The sequence below is a fragment of the Chryseobacterium phocaeense genome, assembly GCF_900169075.1.
Classification (GTDB): domain Bacteria; phylum Bacteroidota; class Bacteroidia; order Flavobacteriales; family Weeksellaceae; genus Chryseobacterium; species Chryseobacterium phocaeense.
Genome location: NZ_LT827015.1, coordinates 1,498,489 through 1,522,240, shown reverse-complemented (window position 1 = coordinate 1,522,240; position 23,752 = coordinate 1,498,489). Strand labels below are relative to the sequence as shown.

The window sequence follows — 23,752 nt, the reverse complement described above, 5'->3', positions numbered from 1 at the left end:
TATTCCACAATCAAATTATATTATTTATGAAAAAACAATTATCCATGATCGGGATGCTTCTGATTACAGGCATTTCGTTCGCGCAGACTGACCGTCTATGGAGTGAAGGTTCAAAAAAAGCACCTTCTGACATTTTTGAAAACAAAACCCTGATCACTAATCCCAAGATTTACAGCCTGGATTTTGAAGGATTAAAGAACGCACTTGCCAAAGCTCCCAAAAGACTCGCCGCGGGAGAAAAATCTGAAATCATCATTTCTTTTCCTAATTCCCAGGGAAAAATGGAAAATTTCAAAGTAAGGGAAAATTCAAACTTCGACCCTCAGCTTGCCGCGAAATATCCGGATATCAAATCTTATGTAGGCGAAGGCCTTGACGATCCAAATTCAACGGTTTATTTCAGCATCTCTCCACTCGGACTTTCTTTTATGGAGATTTACGGTGATAAATCCGCTGTTTTCATCGAACCTTACACCAAAGACCTTTCTTCTTACGTAGTTTATAGAAAATCTGACAAGAAAGATGATCTTAACAAATTTGAGTGTACAGTTATAGATGTAGCCCAAAAAGGTGTATCCAACGCTAATATTGCCGCCAGACCTAATGCGGATGATGCTAAATTAAGAACATTCCGACTGGCCCTTTCAACTACAGGAGAATACACTGCTTATTTTGGTGGCACGAAAGCCAATGCACTGGCAGCAATGAACAATACCATGACCCGTGTAAACGGTGTCTTTGAAAAAGATTTCGCTGCCAGAATGGTTCTTATTTCCAATAACGATGCAGTAATTTATACCAACGCTTCTACAGACCCTTATTCTGCAGCTTCAGGAATGAGCAGCTGGAATTCTCAGCTCCAAAGCACACTGACTTCAGTAATCGGAGAAGCAAATTATGACATCGGACACCTGTTCGGAGCTTCCGGAGGTGGAGGAAACGCAGGATGTATCGGTTGTGTCTGTACAAATGGATCAAAAGGAAGCGGCTATACTTCTCCGGCAGATGCCATTCCATCAGGAGACAACTTCGATATCGATTATGTAGCCCACGAAATGGGGCATCAATTCGGAGGAAATCACACTTTCTCCCATGGCAACGAAGGTACAGGGGTTAATATGGAACCAGGCTCCGGATCAACCATTATGGGCTATGCAGGAATTACCGGCCAAGACGTACAGCCGCATTCCGATGCGTTCTTCCATGCAGTAAGCATCCAGCAGATCACCAATAATATCAAAGCTAAAACATGTCCGGTCAGCACCTCAACAGGAAATGCCATTCCTACAGCTAATGCCGGTCTTGATTATACCATTCCGAAAGGCACTCCATTCATGCTGACGGGAACCGGAACCGACGCGAACGGAGATTCTCTTACCTATATCTGGGAGCAGATGGACAATGCCTCATCATCCCAGACCGGAGCAAGCTCTGCGGCAAGTGCTACCAAAGCATCCGGACCTACTTTCAGATCATGGACGCCTACGACTTCTCCAACGAGATACTTCCCGAGAATGGCCTCCATATTAACAGGAGCCACCACTACCGCCGGTTCCGAGATTACTGTAGAAGCCTTATCCAATGTAGCAAGATCATTAAATTTCAGATTTACGGTGCGTGACAACAGATCCGGAGGCTCTGGAAATAATTCGGACGATGCTCTGATCACCGTTAATGCAACCGCAGGACCATTCAGTGTTTCTTCACAAAACTCAGCAACATCTTATGTGGGTGGAAGCTCACAAACCGTTACCTGGAACGTGGCAGGAACTACAGCAAACAATGTAAATGCTGCCAATGTAGACATCTTATGGTCCACAGACAGTGGAAACACATGGACTACCCTTCTTGCAGGAACCCCGAATGACGGCTCCCAGGCAGTAACCATCCCTAATTCATCAACCACAACGGGAAGAATTATGGTGAAAGGATCCAATCATATCTTCTTTGATGTGAATAATGCCAATATCACCGTCAATGCAGGTTCCGGAACGGATACCGTTGCACCTACAGCTCCTACTCTTGCCGCTTCCGGCACTACGGCTACCACCACGAATCTTTCATGGAGCGGAGCTACAGACAACGTTGGCGTTACAGGATATGATGTATATATGAACGGATCAATCATCGGGAATACAGCATCCACTACCTACACCGTGACAAGTTTAACTCCTGCAACTACTTACAGTTTCACAGTGAAATCCAAAGATGCTGCAGGAAATGTTTCCCCTTCAAGCAACACCGTAAACGTGACTACCCTTTCCGGAGGTACTGTTACCTACTGTACTGCCGGAGCAACCAATACTGCGGATGAAAGAATCGGAAATGTAAAATTCGGAACGATCAATAATACCTCAACAGGTACGGCCGGTTATGAAAACTTCACTTCCGTTTCTACCAATGTGACAAAAGGAAGCTCATATACCATTTCTGTAACTCCTACATGGACCTCAACAGTTTACAGTGAAACTTATGCCGTATATATTGACTATAACGGAGACGGGGACTTTACAGACAGTGGAGAACTTGCATGGACTAAAGCAGCATCAACTACAAGCCCTGCTACCGGAAACATTACGATTCCTGCTACTGCAGCTACCGGTTCTACCAGAATGAGAGTGATGATGAAGTACAGCTCATTGCCTACCTCTTCATGTGGAACCTATACCTACGGCCAGGTTGAAGATTATACATTGAATATTGTATCTTCAGGAAGAGGTGAAGCCCTTGATACCAAAGACCTGATGGCAACAGATATCAAACTGTATCCAAATCCTGTAAGAGATATGCTGCATGTTTCAAATACTACATCAGAAGATTACAAGATCTTTGATATGGGTGGAAAACTAATCACTTCAGGAAAACTGGAAAGAGGCAGTGTGAATGTGAACAGTCTTATCAAAGGTGCTTACATGATCCAGATTGGAGAAACAAGCAAAAGATTTATCAAAAACTAATAACCTCCGTTAAACGATGTGAATACTGCCTCTTTCGAGGCAGTATTTTTTTTACTATCCAAGTTTCTGTTCAAAGCATTTTTTTCTCATAAAAATAAGTTTGAATTATTATTTAATGTTAAAAAAAACAAGTTAATTAACGCACCCTTAAAACCCTATAAGTCAGCGTATTTCACATTGTTTAATTCATTATATTTGGAATTACCTAATATAAATCAACACATATGAAAAAAAAATTATCAGTGACTGTGATGCTTCTGATTTCAGGTATCACCTTCGCTCAGACTGACCAACTCTGGTCAAAAGATTTATCCCAGAAAAAGATAAAAATACTTAAAAATCAGGAAGACCTTAATCATCCTAAAATCTACAAGCTGGATATAAACAGATTAAAGGAGGCGCTTTCCAAAGCTCCCAAAACACTAACCGGCAGGCAAAAATCAAAAACCATTATCTCATTTCCTAATTCCGAAGGGAAAATGGAAAATTTCCAGGTAACGGAACATTCAAACCTGTCCCCTGAACTTGAAGCAAAATATCCGGATATTAAATCCTATGTAGGACAAAATACAGCAGATCCAGGCGCAACTATCTATTTCAGTGTTTCTCCTTTAGGGCTTTCATCTATGGAAATTTATGCCGATAAATCAGCGGTTTTTATAGAGCCATATACTGAAGACTTATCTTCATATGTTGTTTATAAAACATCTGATAAAAAAAATAATCTCAGTCAATTTGAATGTAGTGTAGTTGATGTTGCAGAGAAAGAAATAAACAAAACGAATCATACAGCCAGACCTAATGCTGATGATGCACGGCTGAGAACATTCAGACTGGCTCTTTCATGCACAGGAGAATATACTGCTTATTTTGGAGGAACCAAAGCCAATGCTTTGGCTGCTATGAATAACACCATGACTCACGTGAACGGTATTTTTGAAAAAGATTTTTCTGCAAGGATGGTATTAATAGCTAATAATGACAGACTTATTTACACCAATTCCACAACGGATCCCTATTCTAATAAAAGTCAATGGAAGTCAGAATTACAAAAAAATCTTACAAGCACCATTGGCCATGCATCATATGATATCGGGCATCTGTTTGCAACCGGAAACGGCGGAGGCAATGCCGGATGTATTGGATGCGTCTGTATTGATGGTTTAAAAGGCAGTGGATTTACTTCTCCCGTTAACGGAGGACCTTCAGGATATTTTTTTAATAATATTGTCACCCATGAAATGGGACACCAGTTTGGCGCTAACCACACCTTCTCCCATGGAAATGAGGGTACAGGTGCGAATATGGAACCTGGTTCCGGATCCACCATCATGGGATACGCGGGAATTACTCCTCAGGATGTTCAGCGGCAGCATGATATATTTTTCCATGCCAAAAGCATCCAACAGGTTACTGATAATATCAAAACCAAAGCATGTCCGGTAAGCAGGACAACCGGAAATACTATTCCTACAGCCGATGCCGGCCTGGACTACACCATTCCAAAAGGCACTCCATTTATGCTAACGGGAACCGGAATTGACACCAACGGAGATTCATTAACCTATATCTGGGAACAGATGGATAGTGCTTCTTCATCCCAGACCGGAGCGAACTCTGCAGCAAGTACTACCAAAGAATCCGGTCCCAATTTCAGATCATGGACTCCAACCACTTCTCCGATCAGATATTTCCCGAGAATGGCATCTGTACTGGAAGGTGCCACCACTACTCCAGGTTCCGAGATTATGGTAGAAGCATTATCTGATGTAGCAAGATCTTTAAATTTCAGATTTACTGTACGTGATAATAGACCCGGAGGCTCAGGAAATAATTCAGATGATGCTTTAATTACAGTAAACGAAACTGCAGGACCATTCAAAATATCTTCACAATACTCAGCTGTTACCTATGCTGCGGGACATTCAAAAGTAGTTACCTGGGATGTTGCAGGAACCACTGCCAATAATGTGAACGCTGAGAAAGTAGATATTCTGTGGTCAACAGACAATGGAGATACATGGATCCCTATCCTTGAAAAAACACCCAATGACAGTACTCAGCGGATAAAAATCCCCAATACATTGACTACTAAAGGAAGAATCATGGTAAAAGGCTCAAATCACATATTCTTTGATGTCAACAATGCAGATATTACAGTGAAAGAATACTGCCAGGCCTCTGCAAACGATACAACAAAAGAAAAAATAGGAAATGTGCAGTTCGCAACCATCAATAATTCTTCAACAGGAACTTCCGGCTATGAAAACTTCACTTCGATATCCGCCACTGTAACCCAGGGAAAGACCTATACCATTTCAGTAGATCCAGTGCGGACTTCGGCTGAATATAAAGAAGCTTACGCTGTATATATAGATTATAACGGTGATGGTGATTTTGATGATACCGGAGAACTTGCATGGTCCCAAACGGCTTCTGCTACCGCACCTGTTACAGGAAGCATTATCATTCCCGCCACAGCCACTCTGGGGTCTACAAGAATGAGAGTAATTATGCAGTATGATACCAATCCCCCATCTCCATGTGGTTCATACACACGCGGACAAGTGGAAGATTACACATTAAATATTGCTTCGGAATATTGCTCAGCTTCCGCAAATGATACGACAAAAGAAAGAATTGGAAATGTAAAGTTCGGGACCATAAACAATTCATCAACAGGGACCGCAGGGTATGAAAACTTCACTTCTCTTTCTACTGACCTGACTCAGGGAAATAATTACACCATCTCGGTAACCCCTATGTGGGCCTCAACAGCTTACAACGAAGCGTATGAAGTGTATATCGATTATAATAATGATGGTAGCTTTGCAGACAAGGAGGAGCTGGTGTGGTCTAAAAATAATTCTACCGACAGCCCGGTTACCGGAAATATTACCATTCCAGCCACGGCAGCTACCGGAGCGAAAAGAATGAGAGTGATCATGCAATACGATTCTCTCCCTACATCTTCATGCGGATCCATTACACGTGGCCAGGTTGAAGATTACACCGTGAATATAATTTCCGCAAATAATATTTCTTCAGGAAGGGCAGCTCGGGAAACCAGAAAAGCACTGACAGACATTCAATTACACCCTAATCCTGTAGATACTATCCTGAATATTTCCAATACCACGTCAGAAGAATATAAAATCTTCGATATGGCCGGAAAACTTGTTAACTCGGGAAAACTTGAACGAGGTACCGTTAATGTAGCTCAGCTTCCAAAAGGCAATTATCTGATCCAGATTGGAGATACCGTTAAAAAATTCATTAAAGATTAGATAGCAAATAATCCTTAAATTTTGTGTTGGACTGTCCGCAAGGGCAGTCTTTTTTATAGTTTCCACTTGGAGTTTATTTCTGATAATTTATATCGTACAAATCGCACAAAAACACCAAACTGAAACATTAATTAACACATTATGTTTATCTATAATTATTTATTTAAAACGAATTGCTATTATTTAAGTTTTTTAATTTAATTTTATCACTCAGATTCTTTCTTGAATTGTACCGCTGAACCAGCTTTGATCCTAAATTATTCCGGGATTTGAGTTTCCATGTTTCAGTACGGCTTTACTGGGGCAAGCCGAATGCTTTAGGATGACTGTATCGTATTTTCTGAACATCATCATTTTTTATCAGTAAAAATAATATCCTAACCAATGCCGGCGCGGATCAAAAGGTAGTAAACTAAAAATCAATAACCATTAAAACTTTTATTATGAAACACTTATTCAAGTACATTTTCTTCTTATCCGTCACTCTTTTTTCAGTTGCCTGCAGCTCAGACGACGATGAGGAAATAATCTCTACCCTGCCACCCGTTACCCATGTTTTTTACAAGAATGCTGATGAACTGGCTTTAACCTACGATACATCCGGAACGGTAGGTCAGACCATAAGAAACCAGGCTTATGACCTATATAAGCAAGGAAAATGGAGCGAATTGGAAGCCCTGTTTAAAGCCAATAATCTGAATGGCGGATGGCCGCCAGCCAACGGAGGGTATAATATCGTGGATGATGTTCCTTTCCAGATGGGACAGAAATTCGACAGATACAGCGGAGCAATCGGAAACTATGACGGTACCGGGGTCCCAACCTTAGGTGGAAGCTTTACGAGCCCTATCATCAACGGATATGTATACACTTTTTCACAAAGGGCTTTAAACCAACCGGAAAATGCCTATGACTTTTATTATGAAATTGATGTTGTGAATAATTCACTACCTTTCAAGTCTCAGATTGGCGATGTTATTCCATGGTTCAATCAAGTGGGTGGCGGCAAACAGACTATGTGGAAAATTCCTATTGATATCAATACCGGATATCAGAAAACCTGGAACAAACTGGCACAGGAAGGCTATGTAAAAATCACCATCAAAAAAAGTCCGAGCGGAAAATATAATAATATCGTAGGTACCGTTATTCAGCAATAAATCAATATACATGTATCCCCTATCAAAAAAAATAAAAATCGGTAATCAGGCCACACTTGAGAAAGATCATTTCAGTAATGATGAAATTATACCATCTGCAACAGTACAATTCACCTGCTGTGACTGCGGCCATAAAAATGTTGTTGAAATTTTTCCGTATGAATCAGGATTTCCCATTATTCAAATGTATCATGAAGAACGTGTATTATCAAGAAATCAATTATTAGAGAACAAAATTGTTGCTGAAACTTCAGAAGGAAGGCGGCACTTCGGTGATTTAACAGTTAAGGACTTGCCTACTCTCTATTTCGGCACCGACTGTCAGAATTGTTATTCAAAATATTTCTGTGTATTCAGCTATGGAGAATGGCAGCCGGGATTAACACTCTTACTAGTTTCAGGTATATGGAAGTACGAGGAATTGGAATAATCTGAAATGGAGGGTTTAAGATACATTTAGGAAAGATCTGCTTGAAATTATTTTAAATCGCAAAAGGAGTTCAATCTATTCTTAGTGTGAAGCTTAAAATTCAGCACAAAAATCCACGGTTTAAGCTGTGGATTTTTTTGTAGAAACAGTTACAAATTTTACAAAATCGTTTTCTATCTTTGCTGTAAATAATAAAATTCATGGATAAAATTGATAGTCTGAACCAGGTAGCAGAATTCCACACCACTTTTAAAGCCCCTATTTTAGATACCCCACAAATTCCTTCACAGGACAGATGCAACCTCAGGGTTGAACTTTTACAGGAAGAATTAAATGAGCTGAAGCAGGCTATTGCGGATAATAATATTGTAGAAATTGCTGATGCTCTTTGTGACCTTCAGTATGTTTTGAGCGGAGCTGTCCTGGAATTCGGACTTGGCAGTAAATTTGTAGAGCTATTCAACGAAGTGCAGCGTTCCAATATGTCTAAAGCTTGTGATACAGCGGAACAGGCAGAAGAGACCGTAGCATTTTACAAGGAAAAGGAAGTAGAATCTTTTTATGAAAAATCCGGAGAGAAATTTAATGTCTACAGACAGGCAGACCATAAAGTTCTTAAAAACAAATACTACTCCCCTGCAGATTTAAAAACAATTATCGAAAAATAGTATGAAGAAATTTATTACCCATATTGTTGCCGTTTCAAGCTTTGCCCTGGCTACCCAGCAGCTCAGCGCCCAGAAAGTGGTGATGAACCGTGAAGTGGAAACTCAGAATGACGGCAAAATGCTTCTGGGAAACCAGTTCAAAGAGCAGTTTTTAAAAGCTCCGTACGCAGACTGGTATGTGAAAGAACATGATGAGTATGCCATAGACCAGAAAGCTGTGGACGAATTAAGAAAGGCTAAGATCAATACCTATTCACTGGTTGTTTTTATGGGAACCTGGTGTGAAGACAGCCACAGGGACTTTCCAAGGCTGATGAAGATCCTTGATGAATTAAAGTATCCTGACAATAAATTAACGATTATTGCGGTCAACCGTAAAAAGGAATCTCCTACCGGGGATGAAGTGCGTTATAATATCCAGAAGGTTCCGACGATTATCGTAGAAAAATACGGTAAAGAAATCGGAAGGATCATTGAAATGCCTACAACAGGATATATTGAAAGGGATCTTGTTCAGATTCTGAAAAAAGACGACAGTTCTGTAATCAAAGAAATTTTTAGCAAATAACCTTGAGAAATTCCAAAGTAATTCTATCGTTTGCAGCAGGTATCCTTGTGATGCTGGCTCTTTTTTGGGGGTTCAGATCCTGTTTGAATCCTACATCAAAGACGGAAAAATCCGATTATTATATTCTGACCAACCAGATTTCAAAAATGAATAAAATGGTGGTGATGGAACAGAATGTTTCCAGCATGCAGAAAACCAAAATGGGCTATGAAGTGTTCGGAAAAGAAGTTTCAAACAACAGCATTATCACGTATACCAAAACTAACGCCCAGGTTTCTTATGATCTCAATAAAATGAAAATGGAAGTGGACTCCATTAACAAAAAACTGGTGATCACGGAGCTTCCTGAAGCTGAGATCAGGATTACGCCAAGTGTGGAGATCCAGTCGCTGGACGATTCTTTTTTCAACAGGATTTCGGAAAAGGATATAAAAAATGTGACCCAGAAAGCTAAAGAAACTGCCATTAACTCAATTAATCAGAATCAGCTGAGAACAGAAGGCCGTAAACAATTAATGGAAAATCTTAACAATATTTTCGTTTTGGCAAAAGCTTTGAATTATACTATAGAAGACGAAACCGGCAAACTCGGTGTATTAGGACTCTAAAAATTCAAGCGTATGGATTCAAAAGACAACAAAAAGAAGGAATCTGCCAACAGTGCAGAAACCAAAAAACAGAACCAGGATTTTCAAAACATTCCTGCTTCATCAGAAAAAAGCAATCCGCCTGATATTGATAAGGAAGATGTTCAGAAATCTTCAAAAAATAAATCAGGAAAAACCGATAATACGAAAAAATAAACCAAAAGGTTCTGTTCTCCTGAGTGGAACCTGTTTTATTGAACAATAATCTCAGGGAGATTTCTAAGAAAAGAGTTTTTTTTAGAATCTATATAGATTATATTGAAAAATTTAACCACAAAAGTCACAAAAGACGGAGGTACACTAAAATTCCAAAAGATCTTTATTTCGAGAACAAAAGCCCACAAAACACGAAAATCAAAGGTTTCAGAAAACTTATGTGAACTCATAAACATAGCAATTTTAAACTTAAATAAACAATTATTAAAAGCTTTTGTAACTTTTGTTGTTATTTTTATCTCCCACAGATTGCGCAGATTTTCACAGATGATTGCGCAAATTCTTCCGATATAAAAATCTTTGATTTTTTTTAAAAAACTTATGTGAACTTCTACTCATTCTAATATTCAACTTCAAATCACTAAAGTATTAAAGCTTTTGTGACTTTTGTGGTTATTTTATCTCCCACAGATTACGCAGATTTTCACAGATGATTGCGCAAATTCTTCCGATATAAAAATCTTTGATTTTCAAAAAGCTTATGTGAGCTTATAAAAACAGTAATTTTAAACTTAAATAAACAAGTGTTAAAAGCTTTTGTGACTTTTGTGGTTATTTTTATCTCCCACAGATTGCGCAGATTCTTCCGATATAAAATCTTTGATTTTTTTTAAAAACTTATGTGAACTTCTACTCATTCTAATATTCAACTTCAAATCACTAAAGTGTTAAAGCTTTTGTGACTTTTGTGGTTATTTTATCTCCCACAGATTACGCAGATTTTCACAGATGATTGCGCAAATTCTTACTATATAAAAATCTTTGATTTTTTAAAAACTTATGTGAACTTCTACTCATTCTAATATTCAACTTCAAATCACTAAAGTGTTAAAGCTTTTGTGACTTTTGTGGTTATTTTTATCTCCCACAGATTGCGCAGATTCTTCTGATATAAAATGTTTGATTTTTTTAAAACTTATGTGAACTTCTACTCATTCTAATATTCAACTTCAAATCACTAAAGTGTTAAAGCTTTTGTGACTTTTGTGGTTTAAAATATTTTGATTTTAACTTAATCTCACACTTCCTCTCAAGAGTTAAAGTATCAGCTAATGAAATCGAAAGATTCCACCCAAATGAGCGGAACCTTTCTTACTATCTACTTATTATATGGACTACTTCCGGTTTTATACGATCGTGGATTTCCCGATCCTTACATTTTCAAAATTGTAATAGGATTTTTCAGAGTACTTAATATAATCTGCAATAAAACTTCCTACTTCAGCCGTAGAATAATGCTGCTCTGCATTAAGATCTACCGTAACATATTTGTTTTCAATGGCATGTTCCACGGCTCTTCTCAGCTTTTCTGCTGCTTCAGGAAGTTCAAGATAATCAAGCATCATCGCTGTGCTCAGGATGGAGGCTACAGGATTGGCAATTCCTTTTCCTTTAGCCTGGGGATAAGAGCCATGGATGGGTTCAAACAGGGCGTTTTCTTCACCTATTGATGCGGAAGGCAGAAGCCCGATAGAACCACCGATAACACTGGCTTCATCAGAAATAATATCCCCGAACATATTCTCCGTCAGGATGACATCAAACTGCTTTGGATTAAGAACCAGCTGCATGGCTGCATTGTCAACGAAAATATAATCCAGCTGCACATCAGGATATTGCGGGGCAATTTTCTGACAGGTTTTTCTCCACAATCTTGACGTATCGAGAACATTGGCTTTATCAATCAGTGTCAGCTTCTTCTTTCTTTTTTCAGCTTCTTTAAAAGCCATATGGGCAATTGGAATAATTTCTTCCGTGCTGTATTTACAGACATCGTAAGCATATTTCCCGTCCGGATCTGTAAATTTTTCACCAAAATAAATTCCACTCACCAGCTCCCTGAAAATCTGAATATCAGTTCCTTCAATAATTTCTCTTTTCAAAGGACTTTTATCGATCAGTGAAGCATAGGTTTTCAAAGGCCGGATGTTCGCATACAATCCCAGCTCTTTACGGAGTTTCAGCAACCCCTGTTCAGGTCTTACCTTCGCTTCCGGATTGTTGTCAAAAACAGGATCTCCAATAGCCCCGAACAGGACCGCATCAGAATCTTTACAGATCTTTAAAGTTTCTTCCGGCAGCGGATCTCCGGTTTTAAAAATGGCTTCTGCACCCATTAATCCATAAGAAAACTGGAAACTGCACTGAAAAACATCAGCCACCGCATCCAAAACTTTAATGCTTTCACTGACCACTTCCGGCCCGATCCCGTCTCCGGGAAGAACTGCTATTTTAAAATAACTGTTGCTCATACTTGTGTGTTTTTTGTTCAAATTGCTGTATCGCCTTTTTTTTGCTGATTAAAAAATCAATATCGTCATAACCATTGATCAGGCATATTTTTTTATAGGAATCAAGTTCAAAAGTCTCCGTTTTTCCATTGAAGCTAATAGTCTGCTGCTCTACATCCACATGAATTTCCAGGGCCGGATTTTCTGTAATATTCTGTAAAATATCTTTTAAAAACTCCTCGGAAACTTTTACGGGAAGCAGGCCGTTATTCAGGGCATTGCCTTTAAAAATATCTGCAAAATAGCTGGATATGATCACTTTGAAACCGTAATCTGTCAACGACCAGGCCGCATGTTCCCTGCTGCTTCCGCACCCGAAATTGTTTCCTGCCACCAGGATCTCGCCGCTGTATCTGGAATTGTTCAGTACAAAATCAGGATTGGGTTCTCCCGTATGAATATTAAACCTCCAGTCTCTGAATAGATTCTCTCCAAACCCTTTCCTGTCAATGCTTTTAAGGAACCTCGCAGGAATAATCTGATCGGTATCTATATTTTCTGCAGGCAATGGAACTGCCTTTGACTGTATGTATGTTAATTTTTGCATTCTTCTACGATCTTTTAGTTTAAACTTTCAAAAGCTGAAATTCTTCCTTCTACCGCCGCTTTGGCTGCAGTGAGTGGACTTGCCAGGATGGTTCTTGCCCCTTGTCCCTGTCTGCCCTCAAAATTCCGGTTGGATGTGGAAACACAGTATTCTCCTTCAGGAATTTTATCATCATTCATGGCAAGACACGCTGAGCATCCGGGCTGGCGGATCTGGAATCCCGCGTCGCTGAAAATTTTATCCAGACCTTCTTCATAGATCTGTTTCACGACCTGCTGGGAACCCGGAACAATAAGCGCCTTTACACTTTCCGATTTACTTTTCCCTTTGATATATTCCGCTGCGGAACGGAAATCTTCTATCCGCGCATTGGTACAGCTTCCGATGAATACATGATGAACCTCAATTGCCGTTACTTCCTGTCCTGCTTTCAAGCCCATATATTGAAGTGCTTTTTCCTCAGACTCATTCTGGGGAACGGGAATTACTTCATGAACTGAAATTCCCATCCCGGGATTGGTTCCGTACGTGATCATCGGAAATATATCAGCTGCATTAAAGGTTAATTCTTTGTCAAAAACAGCGCCTTCATCCGTTGTAAGGGTTTTCCAGTACGCCACTTTATCATTCCATTCTTCTCCTTTCGGGGCATAGGTTTTCCCTTGTACATAGCTAAAAGTAGTTTCATCCGGCGCAATCATACCGCCTCTGGCTCCCATTTCAATACTCATATTGCAGACCGTCATTCTTCCTTCCATGGACATTTCCTCAAAAACATTTCCTGCATATTCACAGAAATAGCCTGTTCCGCCGTCTGTTCCTATTTTAGAAATAATATAGAGGATCACATCTTTAGGCTGAACATGAGGATTCAGCTTACCGCTGACGGTAATCCTCATGGATTTTGGTTTATTCAAAAGCAGGCACTGACTGGCAAAAACCTGTGCTACCTGGCTTGTTCCGATCCCGAAAGCAATGGCTCCGAAAGCTCCGTGCGTAGAAGTATGGCTGTCTCCGCATACAATGCTCATTCCCGGCTGGGTGATGCCTAACTCAGGAGCAATAATATGCACAATACCCTGATAAGGATGCCCGAGCCCGAATAATTCTATGTTATTTTTTTTGCAGTTTTCAGTCAGCTGCTCTACCTGATTTCTGGATAGTTCATCGCGGATAGGTTGCTCCTGGTTCAATGTAGGAACATTGTGATCTGCCGTCGCGACAATCTGCTTCGGCCTGAATATTTCAAGATTTCTGGCTTCCAATTCTGCAAAGGCCTGCGGGCTGGTTACCTCATGAATCAGATGCTTGTCTATATAAATAATTTGCGGTCCGTCCGGAACCGTTTCTACAACGTGGGCGTCCCAGACTTTATCAAAAAGTGTTTTCTTATTGTTGTCCATATCCAATTTTCTTGATTTTACCCTATTTTTCTGCTGCATGTTTCCATGATCATGTACAGGTCATCATTTTTAACTTCCTTCTTCTGATCGGCAACCTTTAAGAACTCACGATATAAAAAATCCAGTTCATTTTTGGTAATATCATAGCCTATATGCTTAAAGCGGTAAGCCAGTGCCGAACGTCCGCTCCGGGCGGTAAGAATAATGGAGGAAGCATTGACTCCCACTTCTTCAGGATCTATAATTTCATAGGTCTCTCTGTTTTTAATGACTCCATCCTGGTGGATTCCCGAGCTGTGTGCAAAAGCATTCGCCCCTACAATGGCTTTATTAGGCTGCACCGGCATTCCCATCAGGTCAGATACCATCAGGCTCATTTCATTAAGCATTCTTGAATTAATATCCGTATGCAGATTCAGATCCCTGTGCTGTTTTAAGATCATGACGACCTCCTCCAGAGCTGTATTTCCTGCCCGTTCTCCCAATCCGTTGATGGTACATTCTATCTGACGTGCCCCATTGATCACTCCGGCAATAGAATTGGCAGTAGCAAGTCCTAAATCGTTGTGGCAATGACACGAAATGATGGCTTTTTCAATACCTTTTACGTTTTCTTTCAGGTATTTTATTTTCTCTCCATATTCTTCCGGAAGACAATAACCTGTGGTATCCGGAATATTCAGGACTGTAGCTCCAGCTTTAATCACCTCTTCACAAACCCTGGCCAGAAATGCGTTATCTGTCCTTCCTGCATCTTCAGCATAAAACTCTACATCCTCTACATAGCTTTTTGCATATTTTACAGCATCTGCAGCACGTTCCAGGATATCTTCACGGGTGGAATTGAATTTATATTGAATATGAGAATCTGAAGTTCCGATTCCGGTATGAATACGCGGCCTCTTTGCAAATTTCAGTGCTTCAGCAGCCACATCAATGTCTTTTTTATGAGCCCGTGTCAGTCCGCATACCTTGGTGTTTTTCACCAGTTTTGAAATTTCTGAAACGGATTCGAAATCTCCCGGGCTTGAAACGGGGAAACCGGCTTCTATTACGTCAATCCCTAGCTTATCAAGGCTTTCTGCGATGATCAGCTTTTGTTTTGTATTCAGTTTACATCCGGGAACCTGTTCCCCATCCCTCAGCGTCGTATCAAAAATTTCAATTTTTTCGGAATTCATAATGAAGTTTTTTACTTAATTTTGATCAAAACTACTGCTTCCGATATTTCTACGTTTTCATATCTCCTGAAAATTACAATATTCAACAGCTGAAAAAACAACCGTATCCATTTAGTAATCAACAAATTAAATTTTACAAATTTACAATGGCAGAATTGCAGAAAGATTTTTTGTTTGTATTGATCAAGTCATTAACCACTTCCGAGAAACGACAGTTTAAACTTTATGTGAACCGTCTGGGAATTAATGTGGATGCGAAATTTCTGCTCCTTTTTTCAGAGCTGGATAAGATGAGTGAATATAATGAGCAGGTCATCATTGAGAAGAAAATTTCAACAAAACAGCAGCTTTCCAACCTGAAAGCCCATCTTTATAAGCAAATTCTGGTAAGCCTGAGGATGAATCCAAGCCATCAGAATTACAGAGTTCAGCTTCGCGAGCAACTGGATTTTGCCACAATCCTCTATCAGAAAGGACTTTACAAACAGGCTCTGAAAATCCTGGATAAAACCAAGCATTCTGCCCTGGAACTGGATGAAAAAAGTATTGCTTCGGAAATCATTGATCTTGAAAAAGTCATTGAATCACAATTCATTACGAGAAGTATTAAAGGACGTGCGGATGAGCTGATCAGGCAGTCTACGGAAATCAGCAAGCAGAATCATTATGCAACGGAACTTTCTAACCTTTCTCTGAAGTTATACAGTGAAATGCTTACGCACGGCTATGTAAATAATGATGCTGACCGGGAAAAAGTCCTGGAGCTCTTCAATGATGAGATCAGGAAAATAAAACCGGAAAAACTGAATTTTACCGAGAAATTATGGTATTTCAAAGCACATGTCTGGAAAAACCAGTTACTTCAGGATTACAAGTATACCCTGAAATATGCTTATCAGTGGGTAGATCTTTTCCATAAAAACCCGGAAATGATCATCAGTCATCCGGTATGGTATATCAAAGGGAACACCTACCTGCTGAAGATTTTGTTCCTGTATGGAAATATTGATATTCTGGAAGAGCATTTTGAAAATTTCAATGCAATAGTTAATTCCCAGAATTTCACCCAGAATGAAAACCTTCAGGCTTTAATATTTCTGACCCATTACAATACTTTAATGAATATCCATTTCGTTAAAGGTGAATTTTTTTCAGGAACAAAGCTTATTCCCGAAATTGAATTGAAGATGGAAAAACTCCGGGAAAAAATTGATGAACATCACTTTATGATCCTCTATCTTAAAATGGCCTCGATGTTTTTCGGAAGTAAAATGTTTGAAAAATCAATTGAATATTCAATGAAAGTGGTTGAGTGTAAAGGAAATGTCCAGGAAGATCTTCTTTTCCATACACGGATTCTTATTTTAATGGCAAAGTACGAGTCAGGAAATGATGAAGATTACGATGAATTTATCAATTCTTCTTTAAAATTTATCCGGAAAATGAAGAAACCGGAAGCCTTTCATTTTGAAAGCATTCAGTTCTTCAAAAACATCAACAGCTTGGTTTTAAATAAAAAACAGGAATCATTTGAAGCTTTTGATCAGGTACTTGAAGATTTTTCCAAAAATGAATATTACAGGCGATCCCTGCTCTACATTGATATCCATGGCTGGGTAAAATCTAAAATCAGAAATGTGGATGTGATTGAGATCATCAAACAGAAAGTAAAGTATAAGAGGAAGAGATGAAAGACTTTTTAATGGTGGCTAGGCTCCCGAAACCACCAGGAAGTCGTCACGCAACTAACGAAATATATCGAATTAAAAAATGATCTTGTGATGTCTGGTGGCAGAGGCTCTGGAAGCCACCAGACTTTCTGTTTTATAATCTTTCTAAAAATTTCAACGCATTTTTATGGCTTATCTTTTCCATAATTTCAGCGGAAAATTCCTGTTCAATCCTGCTGTTAATCACATTAAACGCGGAAGCATCATCATATCCTTTAAAGAAAAAAGGATGACGGGATTTATCCGGGTGGTCTTTGCAGAAGAAAAAATCTGCCCCGTATGCCACAGCATCTGCCCCGCCGAGATCAAGACCATATTGGACATGTTCGTATAATTTATCCGGATTGGTTTCGTCTACGCAGTTTCTGATGAAGTTGAGACCTATTAAGCCTTTTCTTCTGATCACTTCTTTGGCCAGCTCATCGGGAAGATTTCTGTTTTTGTCATGAATCGTCCGGTAGTTGGAATGGCTGGCCAGAATAGGAATGTTATAGTTTTTCTGGTCGATATAATTAAGAATGCCGTATGCAAGCTGATCGCTTGTATGGGCCAGGTCAACCGGTATATTTTTATCAGAAATGTAATCCAGCAGGACTTTTCCGTCATCTTTCAGCCCTGCTGTAGAATAGTTTCCGCCTCCAAAGCGGTTTTCAGTATGATGGGTAATTCCGATATAAAAAATTTTCTGCGTTTTCTCAATAATGGCTTCCAGATTTTTAAACCCGGTTTCCAGCGTATCATCCTCACCACAGAAACTGGATGCATTTTCAATGGATGCGATGACCCCGGTTTTGTTTTCATTTCCGGGATGCTTATAGTTTTCGCCCTCAAATAAAAAAAAGTCTTTACCTTTCAGCAAATCTGCAAAAAGCTCACTCTGTCCGGCTCCATATACCGTACTGCCCTCGCCCGTTGAGGAATATATAGCCATAATCTGCAGCTTCACATTGCCTTCTTTTAAGTAAGGAAGCGAGCAGCCCAGTTCACGGTCGTCAATTTTTGCTTCCGGGCCTAATAAATATACTAAAAGATCACAGTGCAGATCAATAGTAAAGTTCTTCATATTTTCCATATTATCTAAAATTAACATTGGCTTTTCCAGGGATAGGCAGCCCCCATTTTTACGGTCATTTACCATAAAACATCTTATTTTTTCTTTAAAAAAATTGGAATGAGGGTGAATCCGTTCAAATCACCCATCACATTTTCAGGATCGAATCGTAATTCTTATTTCAAATATAGTTTAAATATAGCATATTAACTAAAAAATGCGTATTTTTGCGTCTTAAAATTTCTTAGTAAACAATGATAAAAATTACACTTCCAGACAATAGTGTCAAAGAATTCGAAGGAGAAGTTACTCCTCTAGATGTGGCAAAATCTATCAGTGAGGGATTGGCTAGAAATACCATTTCCGCAGTTGTAAACGGCAAACAAGTAGAAACAACCACACCTATAACCACGGATTCAACGGTACAATTGCTGACCTGGAATGATGATCTTGGAAAGAAAGCTTTCTGGCATTCTTCTGCCCACTTGCTGGCGCAGGCTATCCTTGAATTTTATCCCGATGCTAAGCTTACCATTGGACCTGCCATTGAGAGTGGATTCTATTATGATGTAGATTTCGGAAACGAAAGTTTATCTGAAAAAGATTTTGAGAAGATTGAAAAAAGAGTCCTGGAAAATGCCAAGAAAGGTTCAACATTCTCGCTATACCCTGTTTCTAAAGAAGAAGCATTAAAAACGTATGCGGATAACCCTTACAAAGTGGAGCTCATTTCTAATCTTAACGATGGGGAGATCACTTTTGTAACCCATGATAATTTCACGGATCTATGCCGTGGCGGACACATTCCTAACACCGGAATTGTGAAAGCAGTGAAAATCTTAAACGCAGCCGGAGCCTATTGGAGAGGAAACGAAAACAACCCTCAGCTGACTAGAGTATACGGTATTTCTTTCCCTAAACAGAAAGAGCTTACTGAATATCTTGAAAAACTGGAGGAAGCCAAAAGAAGAGACCACAGAAAACTGGGTAAGGAACTTGGTATTTTTGCCTTCTCTGAGAAAGTAGGTGCAGGTCTTCCATTATGGTTACCCAAAGGAACTGCCTTAAGAAGAAAACTGGAAAATTTCCTTTCTGAAGCTCAGAAAAAAGGAGGTTACGAATTCGTAATGTCTCCGCATATCGGGGCAAAAGAACTGTATGTAACTTCAGGACACTGGGATAAATACGGGGCTGACAGCTTCCAGCCGATCAAAACTCCGAATGAAGGAGAAGAATTCCTGCTGAAGCCGATGAACTGTCCTCACCACTGTGAAATCTATAAAACTTCACAATGGAGCTACAGGGATCTTCCAAAGAGATATGCAGAATTCGGAACGGTATACCGATATGAGCAGAGCGGAGAGCTTCACGGACTGACAAGAGTTCGTGGATTTACTCAGGATGATGCCCACCTTTTCTGTACTCCGGATCAGCTTTCAGAGGAATTTGAAAAAGTAATTGATTTAACGCTTTATGTATTCAAATCCTTAGGTTTTGAAGATTTTGTCACTCAGGTTTCGTTGAGAGATCCTGAAAACAGAGAAAAGTATATCGGTTCTGATGAAAATTGGGAAAAAGCCGAAAATGCCATCATCAATGCGGCAGAGAAAAAAGGGTTAACAACCATTGTAGAATACGGTGAAGCTGCATTCTACGGTCCGAAACTGGATTTTATGGTAAAAGATGCTTTAGGGAGAAAATGGCAGCTGGGAACCATCCAGGTGGATTATAATTTACCGGAACGATTCGATCTTCATTATATCGGAAACGATAATGAGAAGCACAGACCGGTAATGATTCACAGAGCACCATTCGGTTCTATGGAACGTTTCATTGCGATCCTGCTGGAAAATACGGCCGGGAACTTCCCGTTATGGTTAAGCCCTGATCAGTTTATTATTCTACCAATCAGTGAAAAATATGTAGATTATTCAAAAAAAGTTTCACAATTTTTGGAAAATCACGATATTAGCGGTCTGATTGACGACAGAAATGAGAAGACCGGGAAAAAGATCCGTGATGCGGAATTGAAGAAAATCCCTTTCATGCTGGTTGTAGGAGAGAATGAGGAAAAAGAAGGCACAATTTCTGTAAGAAGACGTGGCGAAGGAGACCTTGGAGTGATGAGTATGGAGGATTTTGTGGCTTATTTTAAAAAGGAAGCAGCCATATAAAAAGCATTGAACGATTGAAGAATTAAAAAGATTGAAAAATTACTCAACGTACATTAATCTTTTAATCATTAAATTTTTGAATCTTTTAATTTTAGAAAAATAGATAAGTAATTAACCAATAAAATTATAATACAATAGCACAAAGATTTAACAACAGGGGCCCACAGAGACGTCCTGTACAGGAGGACTTACACTTGATCAACGATAAAATTCGTGTGAGAGAGCTTCGTTTGGTGGGCGATAACGTAGAGCCGGGAGTTTACCCAATTGATAAAGCAAGACAGCTTGCCACAGAGCAGGAGCTTGATCTGGTAGTAATCTCTGATAAGGCTGAGCCTTTTATTGCAAGGATATTAGACTATAAAAAGTTTTTATACGAGCAAAAGAAAAAGCAGAAGGAACTAAAAGCAAAGCAGGTAAAAGTGGTTGTGAAAGAGATCCGTTTCGGACCTCAGACCGATGATCACGATTATGAATTTAAGAAGAAGCACGCTGAAAAGTTTCTTGAAGAAGGTTCAAAATTAAAAACCTACGTATTTTTTAAAGGACGTTCAATTATCTTTAAAGACCAGGGAGAAATCTTACTTCTAAAACTTGCTCAGGAACTTGAGCATGTTGGAAAAGTAGACCAGCTTCCGAAACTTGAAGGAAAAAGAATGATTATGATGATGAGTCCTAAAAAACCAGCTAAATAGTTTTTTAACAGACACTGTGTCTGTTTCCTATCATACAAAACCTCAAATTATTTTGAGGTTTTTTTGTTGTTAAAATTTATTAAATTATTATTAAATATTACCCTACATCAATTTCCGGTAAAAGATATAAGTATACATTTGTATTGTAAATAACAAACAACAAAATAATTTATATTATTAACAAATTAAACAGGAAAAACGATGAGCACACTTACATTAAAAGACGGAACAGAGATTTATTACAAAGATTGGGGAAAAGGACAGCCTGTATTTTTTCACCATGGATGGCCGCTATCCAGCGATGACTGGGACGCACAGATGTTGTTTTTCCTGGAGAAAGGCTACAGGGTTATTGCCCACGACAGAAGAGGGCACGGAAGATCTGAGCAGACGCCGGAAGGACATAATATGGACACGTACGCATCTGATGTTGATGAAATCGTAACGGCATTAGACCTGAAAGATGTGATCCATGTGGGACATTCCACAGGAGGAGGTGAAGTGATCAGATATGTGGCACAGCACGGTAAAGGAAGAGTTGCCAAAGCCGTTTTAATAAGCGCGGTAACCCCTATTATGGTTCAAAACGAAAACAACCCGAACGGTGTTCCGATTTCTGTTTTTGATGATATCCGCAATAATACCGCTCACCACAGACAGCAGTTCTACATTGACATCACATTCCCTTTTTACGGGTATAACAGAGAAGGCGCAAAAGTTTCCGAAGGCATCCAGAGAAACTGGTGGAGACAGGGAATGATGGGTTCTATCAAAGCACATTATGACTGTATCAAAGCTTTCTCCGAAACAGATTTCACAGAAGACCTTAAGAATACAGAAGTTCCGGTTCTTGTTTTGCATGGAGAAGATGATCAGATCGTTCCTTTTGAAACGACCGGTAAGGTGGCCGCTACCCTTCTTAAGAACGGGAAATTAATTTCCTATCCCGGATTTCCGCATGGAATGCCTACTACAGAAGCAGAAACCATCAATAAAGATTTATTAGCATTTTTTCAGTCATAATTGATTTGCACTATAATATTACAAGGCCGTCATTTGAATTAAATGGCGGTTTTTTTATTTTAATACACTAAAATGTGTTTTAAAAGCAATCACAAAACCTCATTAACAAAGGATTTAATTGCTTATATTTAATCTTACACTTGTGATTTAATTTATTAGTTAGTATCTTCGTGATGTTAAATCCTAACCAATGAAAATTAAATTACTGGCTTTATTAAGCCTTCCGATGCTTCTTGCATCATGCGCTCAGGATGATATTCTTGACCCTAATACGAATATGCAAAATGAGACGCAGGCTGTCGCAGGAGACAAGTCTGCAGCCAGAGGTCCTTTTGATCTTACCCGTTATACCCTCTTAAAGGAAAGTACCAATCACCCTCAGGTATTAGAGGCCGGTCAGTCCATCAGTATGGAATGCAATGGCAGCACGTACCGTTTTATTATGCAAACGGATAATAATCTGGTTCTGTACAGAGAAAGACCGGGATTTAATACCGTCTTATGGCATTCCAACACATACAGAAGCTCCGGGACTCCAAGACTTATTGTACAAAATGATGGAAATATGGTTATTTACAGAGATGGAAATGCGCTTTGGAGCTCCAATACTGCCGTGAATTATCATGTAGCCAATCCTCACGTAAAACTTCAGCTTTATTCAAGATCCGGGGCAGCAATTCCTTCAGGATATAGAATTAAAGTTGTTTTAGGTGGAAATAACGAAGAAAGGAATTCAATAATTGTTGAAGACTTCCTGTAAATACTAACTACTTTAAAATATAGCCGTTTCCCGAAAGAAACGGTTTTTTTGTACGGTCTGATAAAATCAAAGATTATAAAGTTTAGATTAATTTTTTTTTGTATCTTTGCAAACCGAATTCCTGCCTGGTGCGGGGATTACATGACAAGATATTGATAACAAAATAATAAAAAAGCAGAACAATGCCAAAATTAAAAACGAAATCAGGTGCTAAAAAGCGTTTTAAACTTACCGGAACTGGTAAGATTAAAAGAAAAAATGCTTTCAAAAGCCACATCTTAACTAAGAAAGAAACTAAGCAGAAGAGAAATCTTACGCAGACTTCTTATGTTGCTGCTGTGGACGAGAAAAGCGTTTTACGTCAATTAGCCATTAAGTAGTTTTTATAAATCTATATCCGGTTTATAAGAATTCAAAACAAATTCAACAATTTAACCCTGAAACGGTGCCACTAAGAGCAGTTGAGCTGCCGCCCTTTTCAAAAAAACAATTTAAATTATGCCAAGATCAGTAAATGCAGTAGCTTCAAGAGCTCGCAGAAAGAAAATTATGAAACAAGCCAAAGGTTTTTTCGGTAGAAGAAAGAACGTTTGGACTGTAGCTAAAAACGCGGTAGAAAAAGCAATGCAATATGCTTACCGTGGAAGAAAAGAGAAGAAAAGAAACTTCAGATCTCTTTGGATTACCCGTATCAATGCAGGTGCCAGAGAGCATGGAATGTCTTACTCTCAGTTTATGGGAGCTCTTAAAAAGAACAACGTAGAGCTTAACAGAAAAGTTTTAGCAGATTTAGCAATGAATCACCCTGAAGCTTTCAAAGCAGTTGTAGATCAAGTAAAATAATGTAGAATTTTTTGTTATCAATATAATCCCGGGCTTTGTCCGGGATTTTTTTTACGCATAAGACAATTGTGATTTATTTTCATTAAAACAACGTTATAATAGATTAATTTACACTGTTTTA

Annotated in this window: 20 protein-coding genes; 15 read left to right on the top strand and 5 right to left on the bottom strand. The window is 39.1% G+C overall.

From position 1 onward, the window contains the following. The first annotated feature begins 26 nt into the window (after window positions 1–26). The 8 genes from B7E04_RS13515 to B7E04_RS13480 all read left to right on the top strand — a co-directional run bounded on the left by B7E04_RS13515 (window position 27) and on the right by B7E04_RS13480 (window position 9,873). Complete coding sequence (locus B7E04_RS13515) at window positions 27–2,957, top strand: reprolysin-like metallopeptidase (protein ID WP_080779129.1); 2,931 nt, start codon at window positions 27–29, stop codon at window positions 2,955–2,957. A gap of 224 nt (window positions 2,958–3,181) precedes the next feature. After that, entirely contained in the window at window positions 3,182–6,244 is a 3,063-nt protein-coding gene (locus B7E04_RS13510; RefSeq protein WP_080779128.1) for a GEVED domain-containing protein, read from the top strand. Between the two features lie 443 nt (window positions 6,245–6,687). Beyond that, on the top strand, window positions 6,688–7,404 hold the full coding sequence (locus B7E04_RS13505) for a glycohydrolase toxin TNT-related protein (RefSeq protein ID WP_080779127.1): 717 nt from the start codon (window positions 6,688–6,690) through the stop codon (window positions 7,402–7,404). Window positions 7,405–7,414: 10 nt separating this feature from the next. Beyond that, window positions 7,415–7,834 (top strand): hypothetical protein, encoded by a 420-nt coding sequence (locus tag B7E04_RS13500; RefSeq protein WP_080779126.1) that lies wholly within the window; start codon window positions 7,415–7,417, stop codon window positions 7,832–7,834. A gap of 200 nt (window positions 7,835–8,034) precedes the next feature. Continuing rightward, complete coding sequence (locus B7E04_RS13495) at window positions 8,035–8,502, top strand: pyrophosphohydrolase domain-containing protein (protein WP_062646761.1); 468 nt, start codon at window positions 8,035–8,037, stop codon at window positions 8,500–8,502. A gap of 1 nt (window position 8,503) precedes the next feature. Next, window positions 8,504–9,070: a TlpA family protein disulfide reductase gene (locus tag B7E04_RS13490; RefSeq protein WP_062646759.1), complete on the top strand. Its 567-nt coding sequence runs from the start codon at window positions 8,504–8,506 to the stop codon at window positions 9,068–9,070. A gap of 2 nt (window positions 9,071–9,072) precedes the next feature. Continuing rightward, window positions 9,073–9,678 carry a DUF4230 domain-containing protein gene (locus B7E04_RS13485; protein ID WP_080779125.1) on the top strand — a complete coding sequence of 202 codons (606 nt, stop codon included), beginning with the start codon at window positions 9,073–9,075 and terminating at the stop codon, window positions 9,676–9,678. A gap of 12 nt (window positions 9,679–9,690) precedes the next feature. Then, window positions 9,691–9,873 carry a hypothetical protein gene (locus tag B7E04_RS13480; RefSeq protein WP_048504084.1) on the top strand — a complete coding sequence of 61 codons (183 nt, stop codon included), beginning with the start codon at window positions 9,691–9,693 and terminating at the stop codon, window positions 9,871–9,873. 1,187 nt (window positions 9,874–11,060) lie between these two features. Here the strand turns inward: B7E04_RS13480 and leuB are convergent. From leuB to B7E04_RS13455, 4 genes are read right to left on the bottom strand one after another with little or no spacing between them, the layout of a single operon-like run. Then, complete coding sequence (gene leuB, locus B7E04_RS13470) at window positions 11,061–12,185, bottom strand: 3-isopropylmalate dehydrogenase (RefSeq protein ID WP_080779123.1); 1,125 nt, start codon at window positions 12,183–12,185, stop codon at window positions 11,061–11,063. Further along, window positions 12,166–12,771, bottom strand: coding sequence for a 3-isopropylmalate dehydratase small subunit (leuD, locus tag B7E04_RS13465; protein WP_080779122.1), 606 nt, complete (start codon window positions 12,769–12,771; stop codon window positions 12,166–12,168). The genes leuB and leuD overlap by 20 nt, the downstream gene beginning before the upstream one ends. 14 nt (window positions 12,772–12,785) lie before the next feature. Then, entirely contained in the window at window positions 12,786–14,174 is a 1,389-nt protein-coding gene (gene leuC, locus B7E04_RS13460; RefSeq protein WP_080780686.1) for a 3-isopropylmalate dehydratase large subunit, read from the bottom strand. 17 nt (window positions 14,175–14,191) lie between these two features. Then, the gene (locus tag B7E04_RS13455; RefSeq protein ID WP_080779121.1) at window positions 14,192–15,355 is read right to left on the bottom strand and encodes a 2-isopropylmalate synthase; all 1,164 of its coding nucleotides are present in this window, start codon (window positions 15,353–15,355) and stop codon (window positions 14,192–14,194) included. A 146-nt stretch (window positions 15,356–15,501) separates the two neighbouring features. On the opposite strand from B7E04_RS13455, the gene B7E04_RS13450 reads away from it, so the two are divergent. Further along, complete coding sequence (locus B7E04_RS13450; protein ID WP_080779120.1) at window positions 15,502–17,046, top strand: hypothetical protein; 1,545 nt, start codon at window positions 15,502–15,504, stop codon at window positions 17,044–17,046. Window positions 17,047–17,179: 133 nt separating this feature from the next. Here B7E04_RS13450 and B7E04_RS13445 read toward each other — a convergent pair whose 3' ends face one another. After that, window positions 17,180–18,148, bottom strand: a complete 969-nt coding sequence (locus B7E04_RS13445; protein ID WP_080780685.1) for a dipeptidase — start codon at window positions 18,146–18,148, stop codon at window positions 17,180–17,182. A gap of 242 nt (window positions 18,149–18,390) precedes the next feature. Between B7E04_RS13445 and thrS the strand changes: the two genes are divergently transcribed. From thrS to rplT, 6 genes are all read left to right on the top strand, one after another. Next, window positions 18,391–20,310 (top strand): threonine--tRNA ligase, encoded by a 1,920-nt coding sequence (gene thrS / locus B7E04_RS13440; protein WP_080779119.1) that lies wholly within the window; start codon window positions 18,391–18,393, stop codon window positions 20,308–20,310. 194 nt (window positions 20,311–20,504) lie between these two features. Beyond that, window positions 20,505–21,005 carry a translation initiation factor IF-3 gene (gene infC / locus B7E04_RS13435; protein WP_172617123.1) on the top strand — a complete coding sequence of 167 codons (501 nt, stop codon included), beginning with the start codon at window positions 20,505–20,507 and terminating at the stop codon, window positions 21,003–21,005. A gap of 201 nt (window positions 21,006–21,206) precedes the next feature. After that, window positions 21,207–22,028 (top strand): alpha/beta fold hydrolase, encoded by an 822-nt coding sequence (locus B7E04_RS13430; protein ID WP_080779118.1) that lies wholly within the window; start codon window positions 21,207–21,209, stop codon window positions 22,026–22,028. A 190-nt stretch (window positions 22,029–22,218) separates the two neighbouring features. Further along, the gene (locus B7E04_RS13425; protein WP_080779117.1) at window positions 22,219–22,788 is read left to right on the top strand and encodes a hypothetical protein; all 570 of its coding nucleotides are present in this window, start codon (window positions 22,219–22,221) and stop codon (window positions 22,786–22,788) included. Between the two features lie 182 nt (window positions 22,789–22,970). Beyond that, complete coding sequence (gene rpmI, locus B7E04_RS13420) at window positions 22,971–23,168, top strand: 50S ribosomal protein L35 (protein WP_062646738.1); 198 nt, start codon at window positions 22,971–22,973, stop codon at window positions 23,166–23,168. Window positions 23,169–23,286: 118 nt separating this feature from the next. After that, window positions 23,287–23,631: a 50S ribosomal protein L20 gene (rplT, locus tag B7E04_RS13415; RefSeq protein WP_040995267.1), complete on the top strand. Its 345-nt coding sequence runs from the start codon at window positions 23,287–23,289 to the stop codon at window positions 23,629–23,631. Window positions 23,632–23,752: the final 121 nt, after the last annotated feature.

Coding starts and splice junctions, on each gene's coding strand:
- B7E04_RS13515 (WP_080779129.1), top strand. CDS start 27: ATGAAAAAACAATTATCCATGATCGGGATGCTTCTGATTACAGGCATT.
- B7E04_RS13510 (WP_080779128.1), top strand. CDS start 3,182: ATGAAAAAAAAATTATCAGTGACTGTGATGCTTCTGATTTCAGGTATC.
- B7E04_RS13505 (WP_080779127.1), top strand. CDS start 6,688: ATGAAACACTTATTCAAGTACATTTTCTTCTTATCCGTCACTCTTTTT.
- B7E04_RS13500 (WP_080779126.1), top strand. CDS start 7,415: ATGTATCCCCTATCAAAAAAAATAAAAATCGGTAATCAGGCCACACTT.
- B7E04_RS13495 (WP_062646761.1), top strand. CDS start 8,035: ATGGATAAAATTGATAGTCTGAACCAGGTAGCAGAATTCCACACCACT.
- B7E04_RS13490 (WP_062646759.1), top strand. CDS start 8,504: ATGAAGAAATTTATTACCCATATTGTTGCCGTTTCAAGCTTTGCCCTG.
- B7E04_RS13480 (WP_048504084.1), top strand. CDS start 9,691: ATGGATTCAAAAGACAACAAAAAGAAGGAATCTGCCAACAGTGCAGAA.
- leuB (WP_080779123.1), bottom strand. CDS start 12,185: ATGAGCAACAGTTATTTTAAAATAGCAGTTCTTCCCGGAGACGGGATC.
- leuD (WP_080779122.1), bottom strand. CDS start 12,771: ATGCAAAAATTAACATACATACAGTCAAAGGCAGTTCCATTGCCTGCA.
- leuC (WP_080780686.1), bottom strand. CDS start 14,174: ATGGACAACAATAAGAAAACACTTTTTGATAAAGTCTGGGACGCCCAC.
- B7E04_RS13455 (WP_080779121.1), bottom strand. CDS start 15,355: ATGAATTCCGAAAAAATTGAAATTTTTGATACGACGCTGAGGGATGGG.
- B7E04_RS13450 (WP_080779120.1), top strand. CDS start 15,502: ATGGCAGAATTGCAGAAAGATTTTTTGTTTGTATTGATCAAGTCATTA.
- B7E04_RS13445 (WP_080780685.1), bottom strand. CDS start 18,148: ATGAAGAACTTTACTATTGATCTGCACTGTGATCTTTTAGTATATTTA.
- thrS (WP_080779119.1), top strand. CDS start 18,391: ATGATAAAAATTACACTTCCAGACAATAGTGTCAAAGAATTCGAAGGA.
- B7E04_RS13430 (WP_080779118.1), top strand. CDS start 21,207: ATGAGCACACTTACATTAAAAGACGGAACAGAGATTTATTACAAAGAT.
- B7E04_RS13425 (WP_080779117.1), top strand. CDS start 22,219: ATGAAAATTAAATTACTGGCTTTATTAAGCCTTCCGATGCTTCTTGCA.
- rpmI (WP_062646738.1), top strand. CDS start 22,971: ATGCCAAAATTAAAAACGAAATCAGGTGCTAAAAAGCGTTTTAAACTT.
- rplT (WP_040995267.1), top strand. CDS start 23,287: ATGCCAAGATCAGTAAATGCAGTAGCTTCAAGAGCTCGCAGAAAGAAA.